Annotated in this window: 14 protein-coding genes; 5 read left to right on the top strand and 9 right to left on the bottom strand. The window is 66.0% G+C overall.

Annotated features, from left to right (window positions below; translation table 11 throughout):
- Positions 1–70: 70 nt before the first annotated feature.
- Positions 71–688 carry a MerR family transcriptional regulator gene (locus PV768_RS10030; RefSeq protein ID WP_421092950.1) on the top strand — a complete coding sequence of 206 codons (618 nt, stop codon included), beginning with the start codon at positions 71–73 and terminating at the stop codon, positions 686–688.
- A gap of 123 nt (positions 689–811) precedes the next feature.
- Here PV768_RS10030 and PV768_RS10025 read toward each other — a convergent pair whose 3' ends face one another.
- The 8 genes from PV768_RS10025 to glmS all read right to left on the bottom strand — a co-directional run bounded on the left by PV768_RS10025 (position 812) and on the right by glmS (position 13595).
- A complete protein-coding gene (locus tag PV768_RS10025) occupies positions 812–1897 on the bottom strand; it encodes an inositol-3-phosphate synthase (RefSeq protein WP_421092949.1) in 1086 nt (361 codons plus the stop codon).
- Positions 1898–2060: 163 nt separating this feature from the next.
- Positions 2061–3101, bottom strand: coding sequence for an L-glyceraldehyde 3-phosphate reductase (gene mgrA, locus PV768_RS10020; protein ID WP_321214044.1), 1041 nt, complete (start codon positions 3099–3101; stop codon positions 2061–2063).
- Between the two features lie 105 nt (positions 3102–3206).
- The gene (treZ, locus tag PV768_RS10015) at positions 3207–4976 is read right to left on the bottom strand and encodes a malto-oligosyltrehalose trehalohydrolase (protein ID WP_421092948.1); all 1770 of its coding nucleotides are present in this window, start codon (positions 4974–4976) and stop codon (positions 3207–3209) included.
- On the bottom strand, positions 4973–7300 hold the full coding sequence (gene treY, locus PV768_RS10010) for a malto-oligosyltrehalose synthase (protein WP_421092947.1): 2328 nt from the start codon (positions 7298–7300) through the stop codon (positions 4973–4975). Before treY ends, treZ begins: the two co-directional genes overlap by 4 nt.
- Positions 7297–9552 carry a glycogen debranching protein GlgX gene (gene glgX / locus PV768_RS10005; protein WP_157241636.1) on the bottom strand — a complete coding sequence of 752 codons (2256 nt, stop codon included), beginning with the start codon at positions 9550–9552 and terminating at the stop codon, positions 7297–7299. The genes treY and glgX overlap by 4 nt, the downstream gene beginning before the upstream one ends.
- Positions 9553–9619: 67 nt before the next feature.
- On the bottom strand, positions 9620–11215 hold the full coding sequence (locus PV768_RS10000) for an NAD(P)H-hydrate dehydratase (protein ID WP_421092946.1): 1596 nt from the start codon (positions 11213–11215) through the stop codon (positions 9620–9622).
- Between the two features lie 29 nt (positions 11216–11244).
- The gene (locus PV768_RS09995) at positions 11245–11592 is read right to left on the bottom strand and encodes a holo-ACP synthase (RefSeq protein WP_157241634.1); all 348 of its coding nucleotides are present in this window, start codon (positions 11590–11592) and stop codon (positions 11245–11247) included.
- A 116-nt stretch (positions 11593–11708) separates the two neighbouring features.
- Complete coding sequence (gene glmS, locus PV768_RS09990; protein ID WP_421092945.1) at positions 11709–13595, bottom strand: glutamine--fructose-6-phosphate transaminase (isomerizing); 1887 nt, start codon at positions 13593–13595, stop codon at positions 11709–11711.
- Between the two features lie 116 nt (positions 13596–13711).
- On the opposite strand from glmS, the gene coaA reads away from it, so the two are divergent.
- From coaA to PV768_RS09970, 4 genes are all read left to right on the top strand, one after another.
- Positions 13712–14707 carry a type I pantothenate kinase gene (gene coaA, locus PV768_RS09985; protein ID WP_321214048.1) on the top strand — a complete coding sequence of 332 codons (996 nt, stop codon included), beginning with the start codon at positions 13712–13714 and terminating at the stop codon, positions 14705–14707.
- 5 nt (positions 14708–14712) lie between these two features.
- Positions 14713–15585 carry a D-alanyl-D-alanine carboxypeptidase family protein gene (locus PV768_RS09980; protein ID WP_421092944.1) on the top strand — a complete coding sequence of 291 codons (873 nt, stop codon included), beginning with the start codon at positions 14713–14715 and terminating at the stop codon, positions 15583–15585.
- Between the two features lie 24 nt (positions 15586–15609).
- Entirely contained in the window at positions 15610–16014 is a 405-nt protein-coding gene (gene mscL, locus PV768_RS09975) for a large conductance mechanosensitive channel protein MscL (protein ID WP_421092943.1), read from the top strand.
- Between the two features lie 110 nt (positions 16015–16124).
- A complete protein-coding gene (locus PV768_RS09970; RefSeq protein ID WP_421092942.1) occupies positions 16125–17300 on the top strand; it encodes a hypothetical protein in 1176 nt (391 codons plus the stop codon).
- Here the strand turns inward: PV768_RS09970 and glmM are convergent.
- Positions 17290–18651, bottom strand: a complete 1362-nt coding sequence (gene glmM, locus PV768_RS09965) for a phosphoglucosamine mutase (RefSeq protein WP_421092941.1) — start codon at positions 18649–18651, stop codon at positions 17290–17292. The two genes, PV768_RS09970 and glmM, sit on opposite strands and share 11 nt — an antisense overlap.
- Positions 18652–18710: the final 59 nt, after the last annotated feature.

The raw sequence follows: 18710 nt of genomic DNA, 5'->3' as shown, positions 1-18710 counted from the left end.
CCAAGTGTGTACATCAGGATAGCCGGGGCCGGATTCACTATCCAAACAGACGGGCAGGGAAAGAGGCGGGATGCAGCTCCATGAACTGAGCCAGCGGTCAGGAGTCACACCCGCAAGCATCAAGTACTACCTGCGCGAAGGCCTGCTTCCGCCGGGCGAGGCCGTTCACGCAACCCGTGCCGAGTATTCAGCCAGTCATCTCGAGCGGCTCGAATTAATCCAGGCGCTCCGCCGGATCGTGGGCCTCAACATCGGGCAAATCCGCGGCCTCGTGAAAATGGCCGACGACGGCGTGCCCCGCCTCGATCTCCTAGCTGCGGTCCAGCGGGTGGTGCTGGATCTCGGTAACTACACCACGGCGATCGGTGGCGAAGCGGCAGAGGCGACTGCCGCCGTCGTACGTCTCCGCGGCTGGCCGGATTCCCCAAGTGACGCCCGGAACGCACTCACGGCCCACCTGGAGCTGATGGCGGGCCTCAAGATTCCTGTCTCTGCGACAGTTCTGGAGGCGTACAGCAAGGCAATGGACGAGGTGGCCGGAATCGACATTGCCGCGACGACCGCCCCGGAGAGCACCGACAGGCTCATACTTACTGCCGCCGTCGGCATGCATATGCACAGCCAGCTTCTGCTCAAACTCCTGGCACTCGCCCAGGCCAGCCACGCCATCCGCCGATACCAGGATTAAAGGCGCGGCGCTCCCCCACCGAAGTGAGAGAGCGCCGCGTGAAAGCCCACGTTAAGTGAGAGAGGATCGTCCAGAAACCCGCGTCAAGTGAGAGAGGGTCTCAGGGGCAACCGGACTGGAGGTTTAGCGCTCGAGGTCTCCGCGGATGAAGGCTTCCACCTTTTCGCGGGCGAGGTCGTCGTTGAACTGCTCCGGCGGGGACTTCATGAAGTAGCTCGATGCCGAAAGCAGGGGTCCGCCGATGCCGCGGTCCAGACCGATCTTGGCGGCGCGGATGGCGTCGATGATCACGCCGGCGGAGTTCGGGGAATCCCAGACCTCCAGCTTGTATTCGAGCGACACGGGCGCGTCGCCGAAGTTGCGGCCCTCAAGGCGGACGAACGCCCACTTGCGGTCGTCAAGCCACTGGACGTAGTCGGACGGGCCGATGTGCACGTCCTTGGCAGCCAGTTCGGCTTCGACGTTCGACGTCACAGCCTGCGTCTTGGAGATCTTCTTGGACTCCAGGCGGTCGCGCTCCAGCATGTTCTTGAAGTCCATGTTGCCGCCGACGTTCAGCTGGTAGGTGCGGTCCAGGGTGACGCCGCGGTCTTCGAAGAGCTTCGCCATGACGCGGTGCGTGATGGTGGCACCGATCTGGCTCTTGATGTCGTCGCCCACGATCGGAACGCCGGCGGCGGTGAACTTGTCAGCCCACTCCTTGGTCCCGGCAATGAACACGGGCAGGGCGTTCACGAAGGCGACGCCGGCGTCGGTGGCGCACTGGGCGTAGAACTCGGCGGCTTCCTGCGACCCCACCGGCAGGTAGCAGACCATGACGTCGACCTTGGCGTCCTTGAGCGCCTGGACGACGTCCACGGGCTCTTCGGTGGACTGCTCAATGGTCTCGAGGTAGTACTTGCCCAGGCCGTCGAGGGTGTGGCCGCGCTGGACGGTGACGCCGGTGGGCGGCACGTCAGCGATCTTGATGGTGTTGTTTTCGCTGGCCAGAATGGCGTCGGCAAGGTCAACGCCGACCTTCTTGCCGTCGACGTCGAACGCGGCGACGAACTCAACGTCACCCACGTGGTACGGGCCGAACTCAACGTGCATCAGGCCCGGAACCGTGGCCTTGGGGTCGGCGTCCTTGTAGTAGTGGACGCCCTGGACCAGCGAAGCGGCGCAGTTACCTACGCCGACGATTGCAACACGAATCGGATGTGAAGACACGGAACTCCTTTGAGGACAAACGTCAGCCCGCCGCGATCGCGTCGAAGAATGGACGACGGCGGCGCGGCAGGCTCTGCGCCAAGCGGCGCGTTTTCATAGTATCCAACTGAGTGGGACCGGGGCTTGTTCCCCCGTCCCACTCTGTGGAATCACGGTAACGGAATCAGGCAGGCTGCTTCCAGAGGTTGATGTCCGATTCAACGGCGAACTCGTCGATGGCGTTCAGCTCGTCCGCGGTGAACTCGAGGTTGTTGATGGCGGACAGGGTGTCCTCCAGCTGGCGGACGCTGGAGGCGCCGATGAGGGCGGAGGTGACCGGTGAGCCCTTCGGCTGGTCCCGCAGGATCCAGGCAACGGCCATCTGGGCCAGCGACTGCCCGCGGCCCTCGGCGATCCTGTGCAGGCCCCGGATCCGGTCCAGCTTCTCCTCCGTGATGGCGTCCTCGGAGAGGAAACGTGCCTTGGCTGCCCGGGAATCGGCGGGGATGCCGTTCAGGTAGCGGTCGGTGAGCATGCCTTGGGCCAGCGGGGAGAAGGCGATGGAGCCTGCACCCACCTGGTCGAGCGCCTCGTACAGGTTCGGCGTTCCGTTCTCGGTCCAGCGGTTGAGCATGGAGTAGCTGGGCTGGTGGATGAGCAGCGGGGTGCCGAGCTCTTTCAGGATGCGGGCGGCTTCAAGGGTCTGCTCGGGTGTGTAGGACGAGATGCCGGCGTACAGCGCCTTGCCGGAGCGGACGGCGTAGTCCAGGGCGCCCATGGTCTCCTCCATGGGCGTCTCGGGGTCGGGTCGGTGGCTGTAGAAGATGTCCACGTAGTCCAGGCCCATCCGCTGCAGCGACTGGTCCAGGCTGGAGATGAGGTACTTGCGGGAGCCCCACTCCCCGTACGGGCCAGGCCACATGTAGTAGCCGGCCTTGGTGGAGATGACCAGCTCGTCCCGGTAGGGCTTGAAGTCATCCTGCAGGTGGCGGCCGAAGTTGGTTTCGGCGGAGCCGTCCGGCGGGCCGTAGTTGTTGGCGAGGTCGAAGTGGTTCACGCCCAGATCGAAGGCGCGGCGGAGGATGGCGCGCTGTTCGTCAAAGCGCTTGTCGTCACCGAAGTTGTGCCAGAGGCCCAGCGAGATGGCCGGGAGTTTCAGGCCGCTCCGGCCGACGCGGCGGTAAGGCATGGATTCATAGCGGTTTTCCGCGGCTGAATAAGTCATACGTTCCATCCTGCCAGTTGTGACGGGCGCTACAGTCCGGAGCGCAAAAGTTACGCCGCGGGCTGACAACTCCAGCCCGCGGCGCAAACGTTGCCTGACCAGGGATCAGGACTTCACAATGGCCGCGCTCCAAGGCGCCAGGGCGAGGGCTTCGCCGTCAAGGCCGGTCCCCTCGTCCGTTGCCAGCAGGACGGCACCGGGCACGTTTTCCAGCCGGACCTTGGCGTCCGACAGGTTCAGCAGCACCTCAATGCTCCCCCGCCGGAATCGCAGCCAGCCCGCGTCGTCGTCGAACGTCACGTCCGTCTCGGTGAAGCCAAGGCCGGCAAGTTCCGCGTGCTCCCGGCGCAATGCCGTCAGGGAGCGGTAAAGCTCAAGGAGCCGCGCGTGGTCACCCCTGGCGGCCTCGTCCCAGTTCAGCTTGGACCGGCGGAAGGTCTCCGGGTCCTGGGGATCGGGCACGACGGCGGGATCCCACCCCATGCGCTCGAACTCCTTGATCCGGCCTTCCGCAGTGGCCTTGCCGAGTTCAGGCTCAGGGTGGGAGGTGAAGAACTGCCAGGGGGTGCTCGCGGCGAACTCCTCGCCCATGAACAGCATGGGCGTGAACGGCGAGGTCAGCGTGAGTACGGCGGCCATGGCCAACTGCCCGTGGGACAGCGACTGCGAGAGCCTGTCCCCCGTGGCGCGGTTGCCGATCTGGTCGTGGTTCTGGCTGCACACCACCAATGCCGCCGGGTGCACCAGCGAAGCATTGATGGGCCGGCCGTGGTGCCGGCCGCGGAAACTGGAGTAGCTGCCGTCGTGCAGGAAGCCGTCCTTGAGTACCTTCGCCAGGACCCCCAGCGACTGGAAGTCCTCGTAGTACCCGGTGGTCTCGCCGCTGACGCTCACGTGCACCGCGTGGTGGAAGTCGTCGCTCCACTGCCCGGCCAGCCCGTACCCGTTGGCGTCCCGGGGATACAGCAGGCGGGGGTTGTTCAGGTCCGATTCCGCAATCAGGGTCTTCGGCAGCCCCGTTTCGGCCGAGACGGCGTCGCCCAAGGCGCCGAACTCTTCCAGGATGTGCACGGCCCGCTCATCGCGCAGCGCGTGCACCGCATCCAGCCGGAGCCCGTCCACGTGGTAGTCGCGGAGCCACAGCGCCAGGTTGTCCAGGATGTACTCGCGCACCACGTCGGAGCCGGGGCCGTCCAGGTTCACCGAGTCGCCCCACGTGTTGGCGTCGCCCTGCTTCAGGTAGGGCCCGAACCTGGACAGGTAGTTCCCGCTGGGGCCGAGGTGGTTGTAGACAACGTCCTGGATGACGCCAATGCCGGCAGCATGGGCCGCGTCCACGAACCGCTGGTAGGCCGCCGGGCCGCCGTAGCCTTCGTGGACCGCGTACCACTGGACGCCGTCGTAGCCCCAGTTGTGGGTTCCGTTGAAGCCGTTGACCGGCAGCAGTTCGACGAAGTCGACGCCGAGGTCCGCCAGATAGCCTAGCTTTGCGGCGGCGGCCTCCAGGGTTCCCTCGGGCGTGAAGGTCCCCACGTGGAGTTCGTAGATGACCGAGCCCTGCAGTTCCTTGCCCTTCCAGCCGCCGTCCTGCCAGGCATGGGCGGCGGGGTCGAAGGTCCTGGAGAGCTCATGCACTCCGGCAGGCAGCCGCCGCGACCGCGGATCCGGCAGCGGGTGGCCGTCCCCGTCCAGCAGGTACCCGTAGTCCACCTCGCCCTCGCCCGGTGCGTCCGGAGCGGCCCACCAGCCGTCCGAGCCGGGCGCCGTCTCCTTCTTCACCATGGGGTACTGCCGGCCGTCCGCGAGCAGGGTTACCGACCTGGCCTCCGGGGCCCAGACATCGAAACGCTCCGGCCCAACATTCACGAGGGTCATGCCTGTTCTCCATCCACTGGTACCAGCAAAGCCACGGGGTAGGTACCCAGCACGTCTGCCACCGAAACGGCGCCCGGCCCGTAGCCGGCGCCGGTCAGGGCGTCCCGCATGGCTACGGAAAGTTCGACGGCGGTGTCCTGCCAGCCGCCGTTGGCCGCCAGTCCGGCGGGCAGCCGGGTGGCCAGCGTCAGGGCGCCCGCGGCACCGTCACTCCCGCGGTGGAAGGCGAGCAGGTGCGCTGCCGCGGAACCTGTGGCCGTCACAGGGTGGTAGCCCTGGAACAGTTCGGGCCGATCGCGGCGGAGCCGGAGTGCCCGGGAGGTGGCCAGGAGCTTGCTGGTTTCGGTGCCCGCCTCAGGCAAGGTGCCGGCGTCGAGCTTTGCCAGCTCCTCCTGCCGGCCGGCGAAGTCCACGGGCCGCCGGTTGTCGGGGTCGGTCAGGGACCGTTCCCAGAACTCGCTGCCCTGGTACACGTCCGGAACGCCCGGCATGGTCAGTTGGACCAGCTTGGCGGACACGGAGTTGGACGCGGCGTAGGAGTCGATCCGTGCCACGAAATCCTCCACCACCCTGGCGACCCGGGCGTCGTCGAACATTGCGTCCACGGCTGCCTTGACTGAGGACTCGAAGTCCCCGTCCGGGTCCGTCCAGGTGGTGGAGTTGCCGGCTTCCCGGGCGGCCTTTTCCGCGTAGCCCTGGAGCCGTTCCCGGCTGGCGGGCCACGCTCCGACGACCGCCTGCCAGAGCAGGTTCTCGTACGGGCCGTCCGGGATCGGGGCAAGTCCGCGCAGCGTGTCCAGGGTGTCCGCCCACTCCCGGGGAAGTTCAGCGATGACCGAGATCCGTGCCCTGGCGTCCTCGCTGCGCTTGGTGTCATGGGTGGACATGGTGGTCATGGACAGCGGCAGCTCCTGCTGGCGGCGAAGCATCCTGTGGTGGAACTCCTCAACCGGCACGGAGAATTCGGTCGGTTCGGCCCCTACCTCCGTCAGCGTGCCCAGACGGGTGTAGCGGTAGAACGCGGTGTCCTCCACGCCCTTGGCCATCACCATGCCGGAGGTCTGCTGGAACCGGACCGCGATGGGGTTCGCCGGATCAAGGAGCAGCGGCAGCAGCGTTCCCACGGCAACCTCCAGCTCGGGCCGCGAGGCAGCGGCGGACTCGCACGCCTCTTTGAGGATCTCAGCGCCGGTGGGCAGGTAGGTCCGGTACACCGGGAACGCGGCAATGATCTCGGCGATGGCGTCGGCTGCCTGTTCCACCGTAAGCCCGTGGGACTCGGGAACCAGCCGGGCCAGCCGCAGCACCTCGGAGCGCAGGATGCCGTCCGCGATCATCCGCTTGGTGCCCCGGATCATCCCGGCATAATCCGCGGGAATATCAGAGTGCCGGAGCTTCGCGTCCAGGGCGTCCAGCGCCTGTTCTCCGGCCGGGTCCACGAACACCCGGTCCACGTCCGCCAGGGCGTCGTACCCGGTGGTTCCTTCACACGCGAACTCGCTGGGCAGGTCCTCGCCCGGTTCGAGGATTTTCTCCACCAGCACATAGGCGCCGCCGCTGAGGTCCTTCAGCCAGCGCAGGTACCCCACCGGATCTGCCAGCCCGTCAGGGTGGTCCACCCGCAGGCCGTCCACCAGGCCCTCGCGGAACCACCGGCCCACCTCGGCATGGGCTTCCTCGAACACGCGCGGAGTTTCCACCCGGATCCCCGCGAGCGTGGTAACCGCGAAGAAGCGCCGGTAGTTGAGCTCCGCGTCCGCGCGGCGCCAGTCCATCAGCTCGTAGTGCTGGCGGCTGTGCACCTCCTGCGGTGAATCGCCGTCGGAGTACGTGCCCTCGGCGAGCGGGAAGCGGTGGTCGTAGTACCGAAGTTCTCCGTCCTTGATCTCCAGCTTGTCCAGGTCCCCGTCAGAGCCCAGCATGGGCAGCCGGATCTTCCCGCCGGCAAGCTCCCACTCGACATCGAACGCTTCGGCGTACGGTGAGCCCTGCCCTTCCTTCAGCAAAGACCACCACCACGGGTTCTGGGCCGGCGTCGCCACGCCCACATGGTTGGGCACAATGTCCACCAAAACGCCCATGCCGTGTTCGCGCGCGGCCTTGGACAGCGCCGCCAGCCCCTCGGGGCCGCCCCGCGCCGGGTCCACGGCGGAGGGATCGGTCACGTCATAGCCGTGGTCCGAGCCCTGCTCTGCCGTCAGGATGGGTGAAAGATACACCCAGTCCACCCCGAGCGACTTCAGGTACGGCACCTTTTCGGCAGCATCAAACAGTGTGAAGCTGCTTCGGATCTGCAGGCGGTAGGTGGATGCGGGCACCCTCATTTTTTGGAAGACTTCCGCGAGCCGACCTTGGTAGTCTTCCCGGGTTCGGCCACCATGGGCGTGGTGAGCGACTCGGTTTCGCTGGTGGAGGTCTGCGTCAGGGCCGCCAGGGATGCGGCCACGGAGTGGTCAGGCTCAACTTCCTCGACTTGGTGCGCGCGCAGGACCACCAGGGACTTTGCTTCCACGGGCAGCGGCTCCCCGGCGTTGACCGGCTGGGTGTCCGCGTTCTGCCCGGCAGTGTCGATGATGACGTCCCAGGCCGGTGCGTATTCGTCCGCAGGCAGGGTGAACTTGACGGTGTCATCGTGGGCATTGAAGTACAGCAGGAAGTTCACGTCGGTGATCCTCCGGCCGCGGCTGTCCTTGCCCTGGATGCCATGGCCGTTCAGGAAGACGCCCACGGACCGCCCGAATCCGCTGTCCCACGCTTCCGGCTTCATGGTCTCGCCCGACGGATCCAGCCAAACGATGTCCGGCAGCCGTTCTCCCTCGCCCCGCAGCACGGGCCGTCCGTCGAAGAACCGGCTGCGGCGGAAGGTGGGGTGCTTGGCCCGCAGCGCGTTGACCGCTGCCGTGAACTCGATCAGTGGCTGGTCGACGGTGTCCCAGTTGACCCAGGTCAGCTCGGAGTCCTGGCAGTAGCCGTTGTTGTTGCCCTGCTGGGTGCGCCCCATTTCGTCACCGTGCAGGAGCATGGGGACGCCCTGGGACAGCAGCAGCGAGGCAATGAAGTTCCGTTGCTGCCGGGCGCGCAGGCCAAGGACTTCGGGGTCATCGGTGGGACCTTCGACGCCACAGTTCCAGGACCGGTTGTGGGATTCGCCGTCGTTGTTGCCTTCGCCGTTGGCCTCGTTGTGCTTCTCGTTGTAGGACACCAGGTCCGCGAGGGTGAAGCCGTCATGCGCGGTGACGAAGTTGATGGAGGCCACCGGCCGGCGGCCGGAGTGCTCGTACAGGTCCGCGGAACCGGTGATGCGGGAGGCGAATTCGCCGAGCGTGGCGGGCTCGCCGCGCCAGAAGTCCCGCACGGTGTCACGGTATTTGCCGTTCCATTCAGTCCACTGCGGCGGGAAGTTGCCCACCTGGTAGCCGCCGGGACCAACGTCCCAGGGCTCGGCGATGAGCTTCACCTGGGAGACGACCGGGTCCTGCTGGATGAGTTCGAAGAAGGTGGACAGCTTGTCAACGTCGTAGAACTCGCGGGCCAGGGTGGAGGCGAGGTCGAAGCGGAAGCCGTCCACGTGCATCTCGCTGACCCAGTAGCGCAGTGAGTCCATCAGCAGCTGCAGGGAGTGCGGCTGGCGGACGTTGAGGGAGTTGCCGGTGCCGGTGTAGTCCATGTAGTGCTTTTCGTCGCCCTCCATCAAACGGTAGTAGGCGGCGTTGTCGATGCCCTTGAAGGACAGCGTGGGGCCCAGGTGGTTGCCTTCCGCGGTGTGGTTGTAGACGACGTCCAGGATGACCTCGATGCCGGCCTTGTGAAGGGACCGCACCATGGCTTTGAAGTCCTGGACCTGCTGGCCGGTGTCGCCGGTGGAGCTGTAGGTGTTCTGCGGCGCAAAGAAGCCGATGGTGTTGTAGCCCCAGTAGTTGTTCAGGCCCTTGTCCTGCAGGGTGCCTTCATTGACGAACTGGTGCACGGGCATCAGCTCGATGGCGGTGACGCCGAGCTTCTGCAGGTGGGAGATGACGGCGGGGTGCGCCACACCGGCGTAGGTTCCGCGCTGTTCCTCGGGGATTTCCGGGTGGAGCTGGGTGAGGCCCTTGACGTGGGCTTCGTAGATAACGGACTGGTGGTAGGGAATCCGGAGGTTCTGGTCGCCGTCCCAGTCGAAGAAGGGGTTGATGACCACGCCCATCATCATGTGGCTGGCGGAGTCCTCGTTGTTGATGGAGTCCGGCTCGCCCAGGTTGTAGGTGAACAGGGACGGATCCCAGTCCACCTGGCCGTGCACGGCCTTGGCATAGGGGTCCAACAGGAGCTTGTTGGGGTTGAAGCGGTTGCCCGACGCGGGGTCGTAGGGTCCGTGGACGCGGTAGCCGTACTTCTGACCCGGCTGGACCTGCGGGATATAGCAGTGCCAGACGTATCCGTCCACCTCGTCCAGGGTGATGCGGGTTTCCTTGCCGTCCTCATCGAAGAGGCAAAGTTCGACTTTTTCTGCTCGTTCGCTGAACAGGGCAAAGTTGGTGCCGGTTCCGTTGAACGTGGCACCCAGGGGATAAGCCGATCCAGGCCAGACTTCCATAATGCTCCTCTTTGTGATTCGGCAGCAGAGGAGCAGGAGCGCCCCTACTGCCGGTGCGAACTAATGCCTACCGTAACGGCTGGCTGTGACTATTACATTTCCCGGCCCCAGAGTTACTAAGCTTGCTGACTTTACCCCACACTTCGGGTAAGGCGTCGGCAATTCCGCCAGCAGCGATCGGACCACCGGAGCACGCGTCCGACGCCGACGTGCCGGCTTTCCCGTGCAGGGCGGCTCCCAGCGCGGCAATAGCGGCCCAGCGCGCGTCCCCGTCAGCGCCCTCCGTCCGGAAGCGTCCGACGTCGGAACCTGCCTGGGCGAGCAGCGCGCCGATGACGCCGGCCAGGACGTCGCCGCTGCCGGCGGTGGCGAGCCAGGGTGTGCCGTCAGCCTGGCTGTACACGCTGCCGGAGGGTGCGGCCACCAGGGTGGTTGCGCCCTTGAGCAGCACTGTGGCCCCGGTCAGCTGCGAAGCCTGGCGGACGGCGGCCAGGGTTCCGGCTTCCACGGCTTCCCTGTCCTCCCCCCGGCCAAGGCGCCGCAGGAGCGCGGCGAGCTCGCCGGCATGCGGGGTGAGGACAACCTGCGGGGCCAGAACATCGGGAAGGGCGGGCAGGGCCCCGGCATCTGCCACGACAGGGAGCCCGGAGTCCACGGCATCACGGGCGCGCTGGAGCTGGTCATGGTCCCCGGGACCCATGCCCGAGCCCACCAGCCAGGCCTGGACGCGGTTCTCCGCAACCGTGCCGGTACTGCAGACCACTTCGGGGCAGGACTGCCGCACCAGGTCAGCGACTTCGGGCGGACCGAGGTAACGGACCATCCCCACCCCGGCGGCGAGCGCACCCCGGCAGGCCAGGACGGCGGCGCCCGGATAATCAGCGGACCCCGCCACCACTCCCAGCACCCCGCGCGAATACTTGTGGGCCCGGCGGGCAGGGCGCGGGAGGATCCTGGCCATGTCCACTTCTTCGAGCCGGCGCAGCAACGGTTCGGGCAGGTGTTCCTCGATGCCGATCGGCACTACCTCCACCCTGCCGGCATAGTCGGCGCCCGGGTCGGCCAGCAGGCCCGCCTTGGCGCCGCCGAACGTGACGGTCAGGTCAGCCGGCAGCACAGGCCGGGACACTTCCCCGGTGTCGGCGTCCACGCCGCTGGGAAGGTCGCAGGCCACAACAAAGGTGTTTCCGGCGCCGTCAGCCCTGAGCTCGGCGAGGGCGGCCACGAGGCCGGCAGCACTTCCCCGCAGCCCGCCTTGCGCACCTGTGCCCAGCACGGCATCAATCACGACGTCGGCGCAGGCCGTTTCTGCCGCAAGTTTCCCGGGTGCCGCTTCGGAGAGGCGGCGGACCCGGCCGCCGGCGCGCTCAAAGGCAGCCAACGCCAGTGCGTGGGCGGAATCCCCGGTGAGGACCGCCGTCGTGCGCACGCCCCGGGCCGCAAGGAACGAGGCCGCGTACAGCCCGTCCCCGCCGTTGTTGCCCTTGCCGGCCAGCACTGCGACGCTGGCACCGTAAACGCGGCGGCCGCGGGTTTTGAGCTCGGCGAAGACCGCGTTGGCCAGGCCGTGGGCGGCGCGCTGCATGAGGGCGTCCCCCAGGCCGGAGGCGAGGAGCGGTTCCTCGGCCTGCCGGACCTGGGTGCCGGTATAGGCGCTGATCAACGTGTCAGTCCCGTGACGGCCGGAGCCGCTCAGCCTTCGGCCAGGACCGTCGCAGTGGCGATGCCGCCGTCGTGGCTCATGGAGAGGTGCCAGCGCTTGACGCCCTTGGCCTCTGCCACGGCCAGCACGGTGCCCTTCACCTGGACGGTGGGCCCGTTGTGGTCCAGGCCGATCCAGCAGTCCTGCCAGTTCATGCCGGCCGGCGCGCCCAGGACCTTGGCCACAGCCTCCTTCGCGGCAAACCGCGCGGCGAGGGACCGGGTGTTCAGTTCCCGCTCAGCCGGAACGAACAGCCGGTCCCGGAGGCCGGGGGTGCGCTCAAGCTGGCGGCCGAACCGCTCGATGTCTACAACGTCTACGCCAATGCCAACAATCATGCGGCTTATTCTACGGTGACGCCCCCGGGCTGCCGCCCATGCCGGGCCGGAGCACACGCTTAAAAGCTGAAGCCCCGGGCTCTGTGCCCGGGGCTTCAGCTCTAAATCAGGTCCAGTTACTCGACGGTGACGCTCTTGGCGAGGTTGCGGGGCTGGTCCACGTCGTAGCCCTTTGCCTGGGCCAGTTCCGCGGCGAAGATCTGCAGCGGGACGGTGGTCAGCAGCGGCATCAGCAGCGTCGGGGTTTCCGGGACGTAGAAAACGTGCTCGGCGTAGGCCTTGACCGCTTCGTCGCCTTCCTCGGCGATGACCAGGGTGCGGGCGCCGCGGGCGCGGACTTCCTGGATGTTGGAGACCACCTTGGCGTGCAGGGAATCACGGCCGCGCGGGGACGGGACCACCACGAACACCGGCTGGCCTTCATCGATCAGGGCGATCGGGCCGTGCTTGAGCTCACCGGCGGCGAAGCCCTCGGCGTGGATGTACGCGATTTCCTTCAGCTTCAGCGCACCCTCCAGGGCCACCGGGTAGCCCACGTGGCGGCCCAGGAACAGCACCGACTTCTCGTTGGCCATGCTCCGGGCCAGCTCGCGCAGCGGGCCGGCGTTGTCCAGGATCTTCTGGATCTTCGCCGGGATCTTGTTCAGGTCCGCGAGGACGTCCTTGATCTGGCCGGAGAAGATGTTCCCGCGCAGCTGCGCCAGGTACAGGCCCAGCAGGTACGCGGCGGTGATCTGGGCCAGGAACGCCTTGGTGGAGGCCACCGCGATTTCCGGGCCGGCGTGGGTGTAGAGCACGGCGTCGGACTCGCGCGGGATGGTGGAACCGTTGGTGTTGCAGACCGAGATGGTCTTGGCGCCCTGTTCCCGGGCGTAGCGGACGGCCATCAGGGTGTCCATGGTTTCCCCGGACTGGCTGATGGACACCACCAAGGTGTTCGCGTCCAGGATCGGGTCCCGGTAGCGGAACTCGTGCGCGAGCTCCACCTCGGTGGGGATCCGGCACCAGTTCTCGATCGCGTACTTCGCCACCATCCCCGCGTACGCCGCGGTGCCGCAGGCCAACACGATGATCTTGTTGACCTGCTTCAAAAGCGCCGGATCGATCCGGAGCTCATCCAGGGTCAGCTTGTGGTTGATGTCCGAGCGGCCCAGCAGGGTCTGCGCCACGGCGTCCGGCTGGTCATGGATTTCCTTCTCCATGAACGAGCTGAACCCGCCCTTTTCGGCCGAGGCCGGGTCCCAGTCCACGTGGTATTCCTTGCCCGCGGCCGGGTTGCCGTAAAAGTCGGTGATCTCCACCGTGTCCGCGGTGATGGTGACGATCTGGTCCTGGCCCAGCTCCACCGCCCGGCGGGTGTAGTCGATGAACCCGGACACGTCCGAGCCGAGGAAGTTCTCCCCCTCACCCAGACCCACCACCAGGGGCGAGTTGCGGCGGGCGGCCACCACGACGTCGGGCTGGTCAGCGTGGACCGCGAGGAGCGTGAACGCACCCTCAAGGCGCTGGCAGGCGAGCTCCATGGCCCGGGTCAGGCCGCCGTCGGACGCGTCCCCGCCGAGCTTGTTCCGGAAAATGTCGCCCAGCAGCGCCGCAGCCACCTCGGTGTCCGTCTCGGACAGGAACGCGACGCCCTTGTCCAGCAGCTCCTGCTTGAGCTCGGCAAAGTTTTCGATGATGCCGTTGTGGATCACGGCAAGCCTGCCCTCATCAGCCAGGTGCGGGTGCGCGTTCCGGTCCGTCGGCCCGCCGTGCGTGGCCCAGCGGGTGTGGCCGATCCCGGTCATCGTCTCCGGCAGCGGACGCGCCTCCAGCTCCGCGATCAGGTTGCTCAGCTTCCCGGACTTCTTCCGGGACTCGATCACGCCCTTGGACACCACAGCCACCCCGGCGGAGTCGTAGCCCCGGTACTCCAGGCGGCGCAGCCCCTCAAGGACAACATCCAACGCACTGTGACTTCCGCCGTTACCAGAACGGCCCACATAACCCACGATTCCACACATAGGCTCAAGACTATCGGCAGGGGTGCCCTACATCTAAACCGGGACACTCTGCACGGGCTGTGATCCGCGGCGCGCATAGCCGCTGCTTACGCGCTCAAATGCGCCTCCATTTCGCTATGTGCCGGGCGAGGGGCAGAATCACTAACGTGACTTTGCAACGCAACGAGGCGAACGGAGAGGGTGTCTCCCCGTTCGTGGAGCTGGACCGGCAGACCTGGTCCCGGCTCGCAGACGAGATGGAACAGCCTCTTAACCAAGAGGACATCATCCGTCTCCGCGGCCTCGGGGATCCTTTGGACATGAAGGAGATCCGCGAGGTCTACCTTCCCCTGTCGCGGCTCCTGCACCTGTACGTCGAGGCTGCCGGGCAGCTGCACGCCGCCACCACCACGTTCCTGGGTGAGCACACCCAGCGCACGCCGTTTGTGATCGGCGTGGCGGGGTCCGTGGCGGTGGGCAAGTCGACCATTGCGCGCGTGCTCCGCGAGATGCTGCGGCGCTGGCCCGGTACCCCCAACGTGGAACTCATCACCACGGACGGCTTCCTTTATCCGCTGGCGGAGCTGAAGCGGCGGCAGCTGCTGGAGCGCAAGGGCTTTCCGGAGTCGTACGACCGGCGGGCCCTGCTGCGTTTCGTGAGTGAGATCAAGAGCGGCGCCGAGGAAGTGCGCGCCCCGTGGTATTCCCACGTAACGTACGACATCGTTCCGGACAAGGAAGTGGTGGTGCGCCGGCCCGATGTCCTGATTGTTGAGGGGCTGAACGTGCTGGCCCCGGCGCGGCCGCGGCACGACGGCCGGCAGGGCCTGGCCTTGAGCGACTTCTTCGACTTCTCCATCTACGTGGATGCCAAGACTTCCTACATCGAGGAATGGTACGTGGACCGGTTCCGCAAGCTGCGGAGCACGGCGTTTGCCCAGCCGGAATCGTACTTCCACCGCTACGCCACGTTGTCCGACGAAGAAGCCGAGGTCACCGCGCGGGACATCTGGAAGCGCATCAACGAGCCCAACCTGGAAGAAAACGTCCTTCCCACCCGGGGCCGTGCGCAGCTGGTGCTGACGAAGGAGGCGGACCACTCGATCCGCCGGATGTTGCTCCGGAAGGTTTAACACACGTGTGCCACGACTGCTCGCCTGTTTCCAGGCAGACGGCGAGCCGGCGCAGCTTCACCCGGTTCCTGGCAGCCGGCGCCGGCCTGACTGTTTTGGCAGCGTGCACGCCGGAGGCACCCGCGGCGATGGCGCCGTCGTCCACCTCCCCCTCATCCTCCGCGGGCGGTGCCCCCGCACCCGCCCCGGAAAGCACGACGGCGGCGCCCCCCACCGAGGTTGCCGCACCTGCCGCTCCGTCCCCCGCGCCGTCGCCCTCCGCAGCGCTGCCGCGGCAGTTCTCGCTCACAGACCCCGCGAGCCCCTGGCTGGTGGTCAACAAGCGCCGCCCCCTGGTCCCGGCCGACTACGTCCCGGCTGATTTGGTGCCGCCCGCCGTCGCAATGACCGCGTCCGGCGAAGCTGCGCTGCTGAACAGCACGACGGCGGCGGCTGCGGAGGCGATGTTCGCCGCTGCCGGGCGGGACGGCGTGGCGATGGTCCTGGCCAGCGGGTACCGCTCGTACGGTACGCAGGTGGGGACCTACAACACCTACGTCGCTGCGCGGGGGCAGGCCGACGCGGACACGGCCAGTGCGCGCCCTGGCTACTCGGAGCACCAGACTGGCTGGGCGTTCGACATCGCCGACGGCGGGGGCGCGTGCAGTTTCCAGCCGTGCTTTGCGGACCAGCCCGCCGCCGTGTGGGCCAAGGCGAACGGGCACCGGTTCGGCTTCGTGGTGCGGTACCCGTGGATGTTCCACCCCGTCACGGGGTACTACTACGAGCCGTGGCACCTGCGGTACATCGGCGTGGAAGCGGCCACGGACATGGTTGCGCGCGGGATTTTCACGCTCGAGGAGTACTTCGGTGTGGAGGCGGCGCCGGGCTACCCATAAGGCAACTGCGCTAGTTTGGTTCCTATGCTGACTGGATTCAAGAACTTCATCATGAAGGGCAACGTTGTTGACCTTGCCGTCGCCGTGGTTATCGGCACCGCCTTCGGCGCGGTGGTGACTGCTTTGGTGAACAAAGTGCTCATGCCGTTCATCGCCGGGCTGACCGGTTCACCCAACTTTGACAGCTTCGCCAAGATTGACTTCAACGGCAACGCCATCGAGTTTGGCGTCCTGCTGACGGCGATCGTCAATTTCCTGTTGATCTCGGCCGCCATCTACTTCGTGGTGGTGATGCCTATGAACCTCATGGTGGAACGCCGCAACCGCAGGCTGGGGATCGGCCAGGACGTCAAGAAGGAGTCGGCGGAGGATCCTCAGATCGCCCTGCTCACCGAGATCCGGGACGCCCTGAAGAGCCGAACTAATTAGCTAAACTACACCCACCCAACGCAGCTGCCGGCCTCTATCAAGAGACGTGTCTTCCGCTATTTGGAATGAGTTCATTGACACACTGGACGCCCTCGCAAAATGATGACCTAATGGGGGAACCGCAGACAACTAGCAAAGGCCACACCCGTCGGACCGAATGGGATCTTCCGGACCCGGTCGCCTGGTTGGTTGCTGCCATCGCCATAGTAGCCCGCGCGGCGTTATTGCCATACGCAAGTGAAGACGCCACAAACTTCTTGCTGCCTTGGATGCTGGAATTTCGAAATCGCGGTGCCAGCGCTTTGGTTGGTGACTTTTCCAACTACAACTTCCCTTACTTGTTCTTAATGTTTCTTGCCAGCCACCTCCCGGCGGACCCACTGGCCGCGATCAAGATTGTCTCTCTCGCCGGAGACTGCTTCTTGGCCGTCTCTGTTGCGGCACTCGTGTCTCAGTTCCCTACAGCGAGGGTATCGCCGAGACTAGCGGCGCTGGTTGCGCTCTTCTTGCCCACCGTCTTGCTCAATGCCAGCATGTGGGGACAATGTGATTCCATCTACACGGCCTTCCTGCTGTTTTCGCTAAGGAGTTTGTTGCGGGATGATGGACGCAGCGCATGGCTATTCTGGGGCATTGCCTTTTCATTCAAGCTGCAATCCGTGTTCTTCCTGCCAGCACTCGTAATGGTCTCCTTGCGAAACCGCTATAGCATCTTCTTTCCCCTTCTAGCTGGCGGCGTCTGGGCCACGTTGAGCTTGCCCCCTGTACTGTACGGACGCTCCGCAGCCAACGCGTTGGGTGTCTATATGGCTCAAACCCAAGGGGATCGGCTTCTGTCTGGCGCCGCTAATATCTTCGCCTGGTTTCCACAGGCGAGCGTGGCCCAAGGTAGATGGTGGGGAATTGCGTTATGTGCTGCCGTAGTGGGATTGGCGGGCGTGGCGTACTGGCGTGGGAAAGACTCGAACCAGCGCCGAATCCTCCTGGCCGTCTTCACTCTTGCCGCATGCCCCCTGCTTCTCCCACAGATGCATGACCGCTACTTCTTCTCAGTCGAAGTCATGTCCCTCTTGATGCTCCGAGCAAACAACCTCCAGATAATACCGTGGCTCTTGTCTGGGACAGGGCTTACGGTCTATGTTCTCTATTTCGTAAGCAACCACTACGCATGGCCGTTAATGATTTTGTCGGTCGTTCAGGCCTTCGGGGTCTTGCTGCTATGGCATTGGTTAGCAAAGAACGCGGACCCTTGGGCGCACAGCCGATTGGTATCCGTTAGTCCGTGACAAGCTCCAGAGCCAGCTCGGTGCGCACCACCTGGGCCAGGTGTTCGGCGATGGACTGGGCTGTATCTTCGTCGGCTGCCTCCACCATCACGCGCACGACGGGCTCGGTGCCGGAGGGGCGGAGCAGGACGCGGCCAGTCTCGCCGAGGGCGGCCTCTGCCGCCGCCACGGCCTGGGCCAGGACTTCGTTCCTGCCCACCCGTGTGCGGTCAACGCCCTTGACGTTGATGAGCACCTGGGGAAGCTTGGTCATCACGGTGGCCAGTTCCTTGAGCGGCTTTCCGGTCAGGGCGATCTGGGCCGCCAGTTGCAGGCCGGTCAGGACGCCGTCGCCCGTGGTGGCATGGTCGGCGAAGATTACGTGCCCGGACTGTTCCCCGCCCAGGTTGAAGCCGCCGTCGCGCATTTCCTCCAGGACGTAACGGTCCCCCACGGCCGTTTCGCGGATGCTGATGCCCGCGTTGCGGAGCGCGATCTTCAGGCCGAGGTTGCTCATGACCGTGGCCACCAGGACGTCGTCCTTGAGCTTGCCGGACTTTTTCAGGGCAACTGCGAGGATGGCCATGATCTGGTCGCCGTCCACCTCGTTGCCCTCGTGGTCCACCGCGAGGCAGCGGTCGGCGTCGCCGTCGTGGGCAATACCGAGGTCGGCCTGGTATTTGACCACCGCTTCCTTGAGCGGGCCAAGATGGGTGGAGCCGACGCCGTCGTTGATGTTGTGGCCGTCGGGTTCGGCGCCGATGACCACCACGTGCGCGCCGGCATCCTTGAACACCTGGGGTGAGCAGCCGCTGGCGGCGCCGTGCGCGCAGTCCAGGACCACCTTGATGCCCTCGAGGTTGTGCGGCAGAGTGCGCAGGAGGTGGACGATGTAGCGGTCCTCGGCGTCGGAGAAGCGCTGGATCCGGCCCACATCAGCGCCGGTGGGCCGCACCGCTTCCTTGGACATCTGCGCCTCGATGGCATTCTCAACGTCGTCCGGCAGTTTCTGGCCGCCGCGGGCGAAGAACTTGATGCCGTTGTCCGGTGCGGGGTTGTGGGAGGCGGAGATCATCACGCCGAAATCGGCGTCCAGGTCAGCTACCAGGTAGGCCGCCGCAGGCGTGGGGAGGACGCCGGCGTCGTAGACGTCCACGCCTGAGCTTGAGAGCCCGGCCTCCACGGCAGCGGCGATGAACTCACCGCTCGCGCGAGGGTCACGCGCCACCACGGCGCGCGGCCGCGACCCGTTGGAGTTGCGGTCGTGGCCAAGCACGACGGCGGCCGCCTGGGCCAGCTGCAACGCCAGCTCCGCAGTCAACAGGCCGTTCGCCAGTCCCCGGACACCATCAGTTCCAAATAATCTAGACACCGGTCAAGTCTAGAGGATGGGTTCGGGCCGGGGCGCGTTGGACGGACGCGCATGACGTT

It is taken from the genome of Pseudarthrobacter sp. CC4, from assembly GCF_048957775.1.
Lineage (GTDB): Bacteria > Actinomycetota > Actinomycetes > Actinomycetales > Micrococcaceae > Arthrobacter.
Note: the sequence above shows the minus strand (reverse complement) of the source record. Positions and strands in the feature narration are given on the sequence as shown.

Excerpts from the sequence above, each read along its gene's own strand:
- PV768_RS10030 (WP_421092950.1), top strand. The coding sequence starts at position 71 with ATGCAGCTCCATGAACTGAGCCAGCGGTCAGGAGTCACACCCGCAAGC.
- mgrA (WP_321214044.1), bottom strand. The coding sequence starts at position 3,101 with ATGACTTATTCAGCCGCGGAAAACCGCTATGAATCCATGCCTTACCGC.
- treZ (WP_421092948.1), bottom strand. The coding sequence starts at position 4,976 with ATGACCCTCGTGAATGTTGGGCCGGAGCGTTTCGATGTCTGGGCCCCG.
- treY (WP_421092947.1), bottom strand. The coding sequence starts at position 7,300 with ATGAGGGTGCCCGCATCCACCTACCGCCTGCAGATCCGAAGCAGCTTC.
- glgX (WP_157241636.1), bottom strand. The coding sequence starts at position 9,552 with ATGGAAGTCTGGCCTGGATCGGCTTATCCCCTGGGTGCCACGTTCAAC.
- PV768_RS09995 (WP_157241634.1), bottom strand. The coding sequence starts at position 11,592 with ATGATTGTTGGCATTGGCGTAGACGTTGTAGACATCGAGCGGTTCGGC.
- glmS (WP_421092945.1), bottom strand. The coding sequence starts at position 13,595 with ATGTGTGGAATCGTGGGTTATGTGGGCCGTTCTGGTAACGGCGGAAGT.
- coaA (WP_321214048.1), top strand. The coding sequence starts at position 13,712 with ATGTGCCGGGCGAGGGGCAGAATCACTAACGTGACTTTGCAACGCAAC.
- mscL (WP_421092943.1), top strand. The coding sequence starts at position 15,610 with ATGCTGACTGGATTCAAGAACTTCATCATGAAGGGCAACGTTGTTGAC.
- PV768_RS09970 (WP_421092942.1), top strand. The coding sequence starts at position 16,125 with ATGGGGGAACCGCAGACAACTAGCAAAGGCCACACCCGTCGGACCGAA.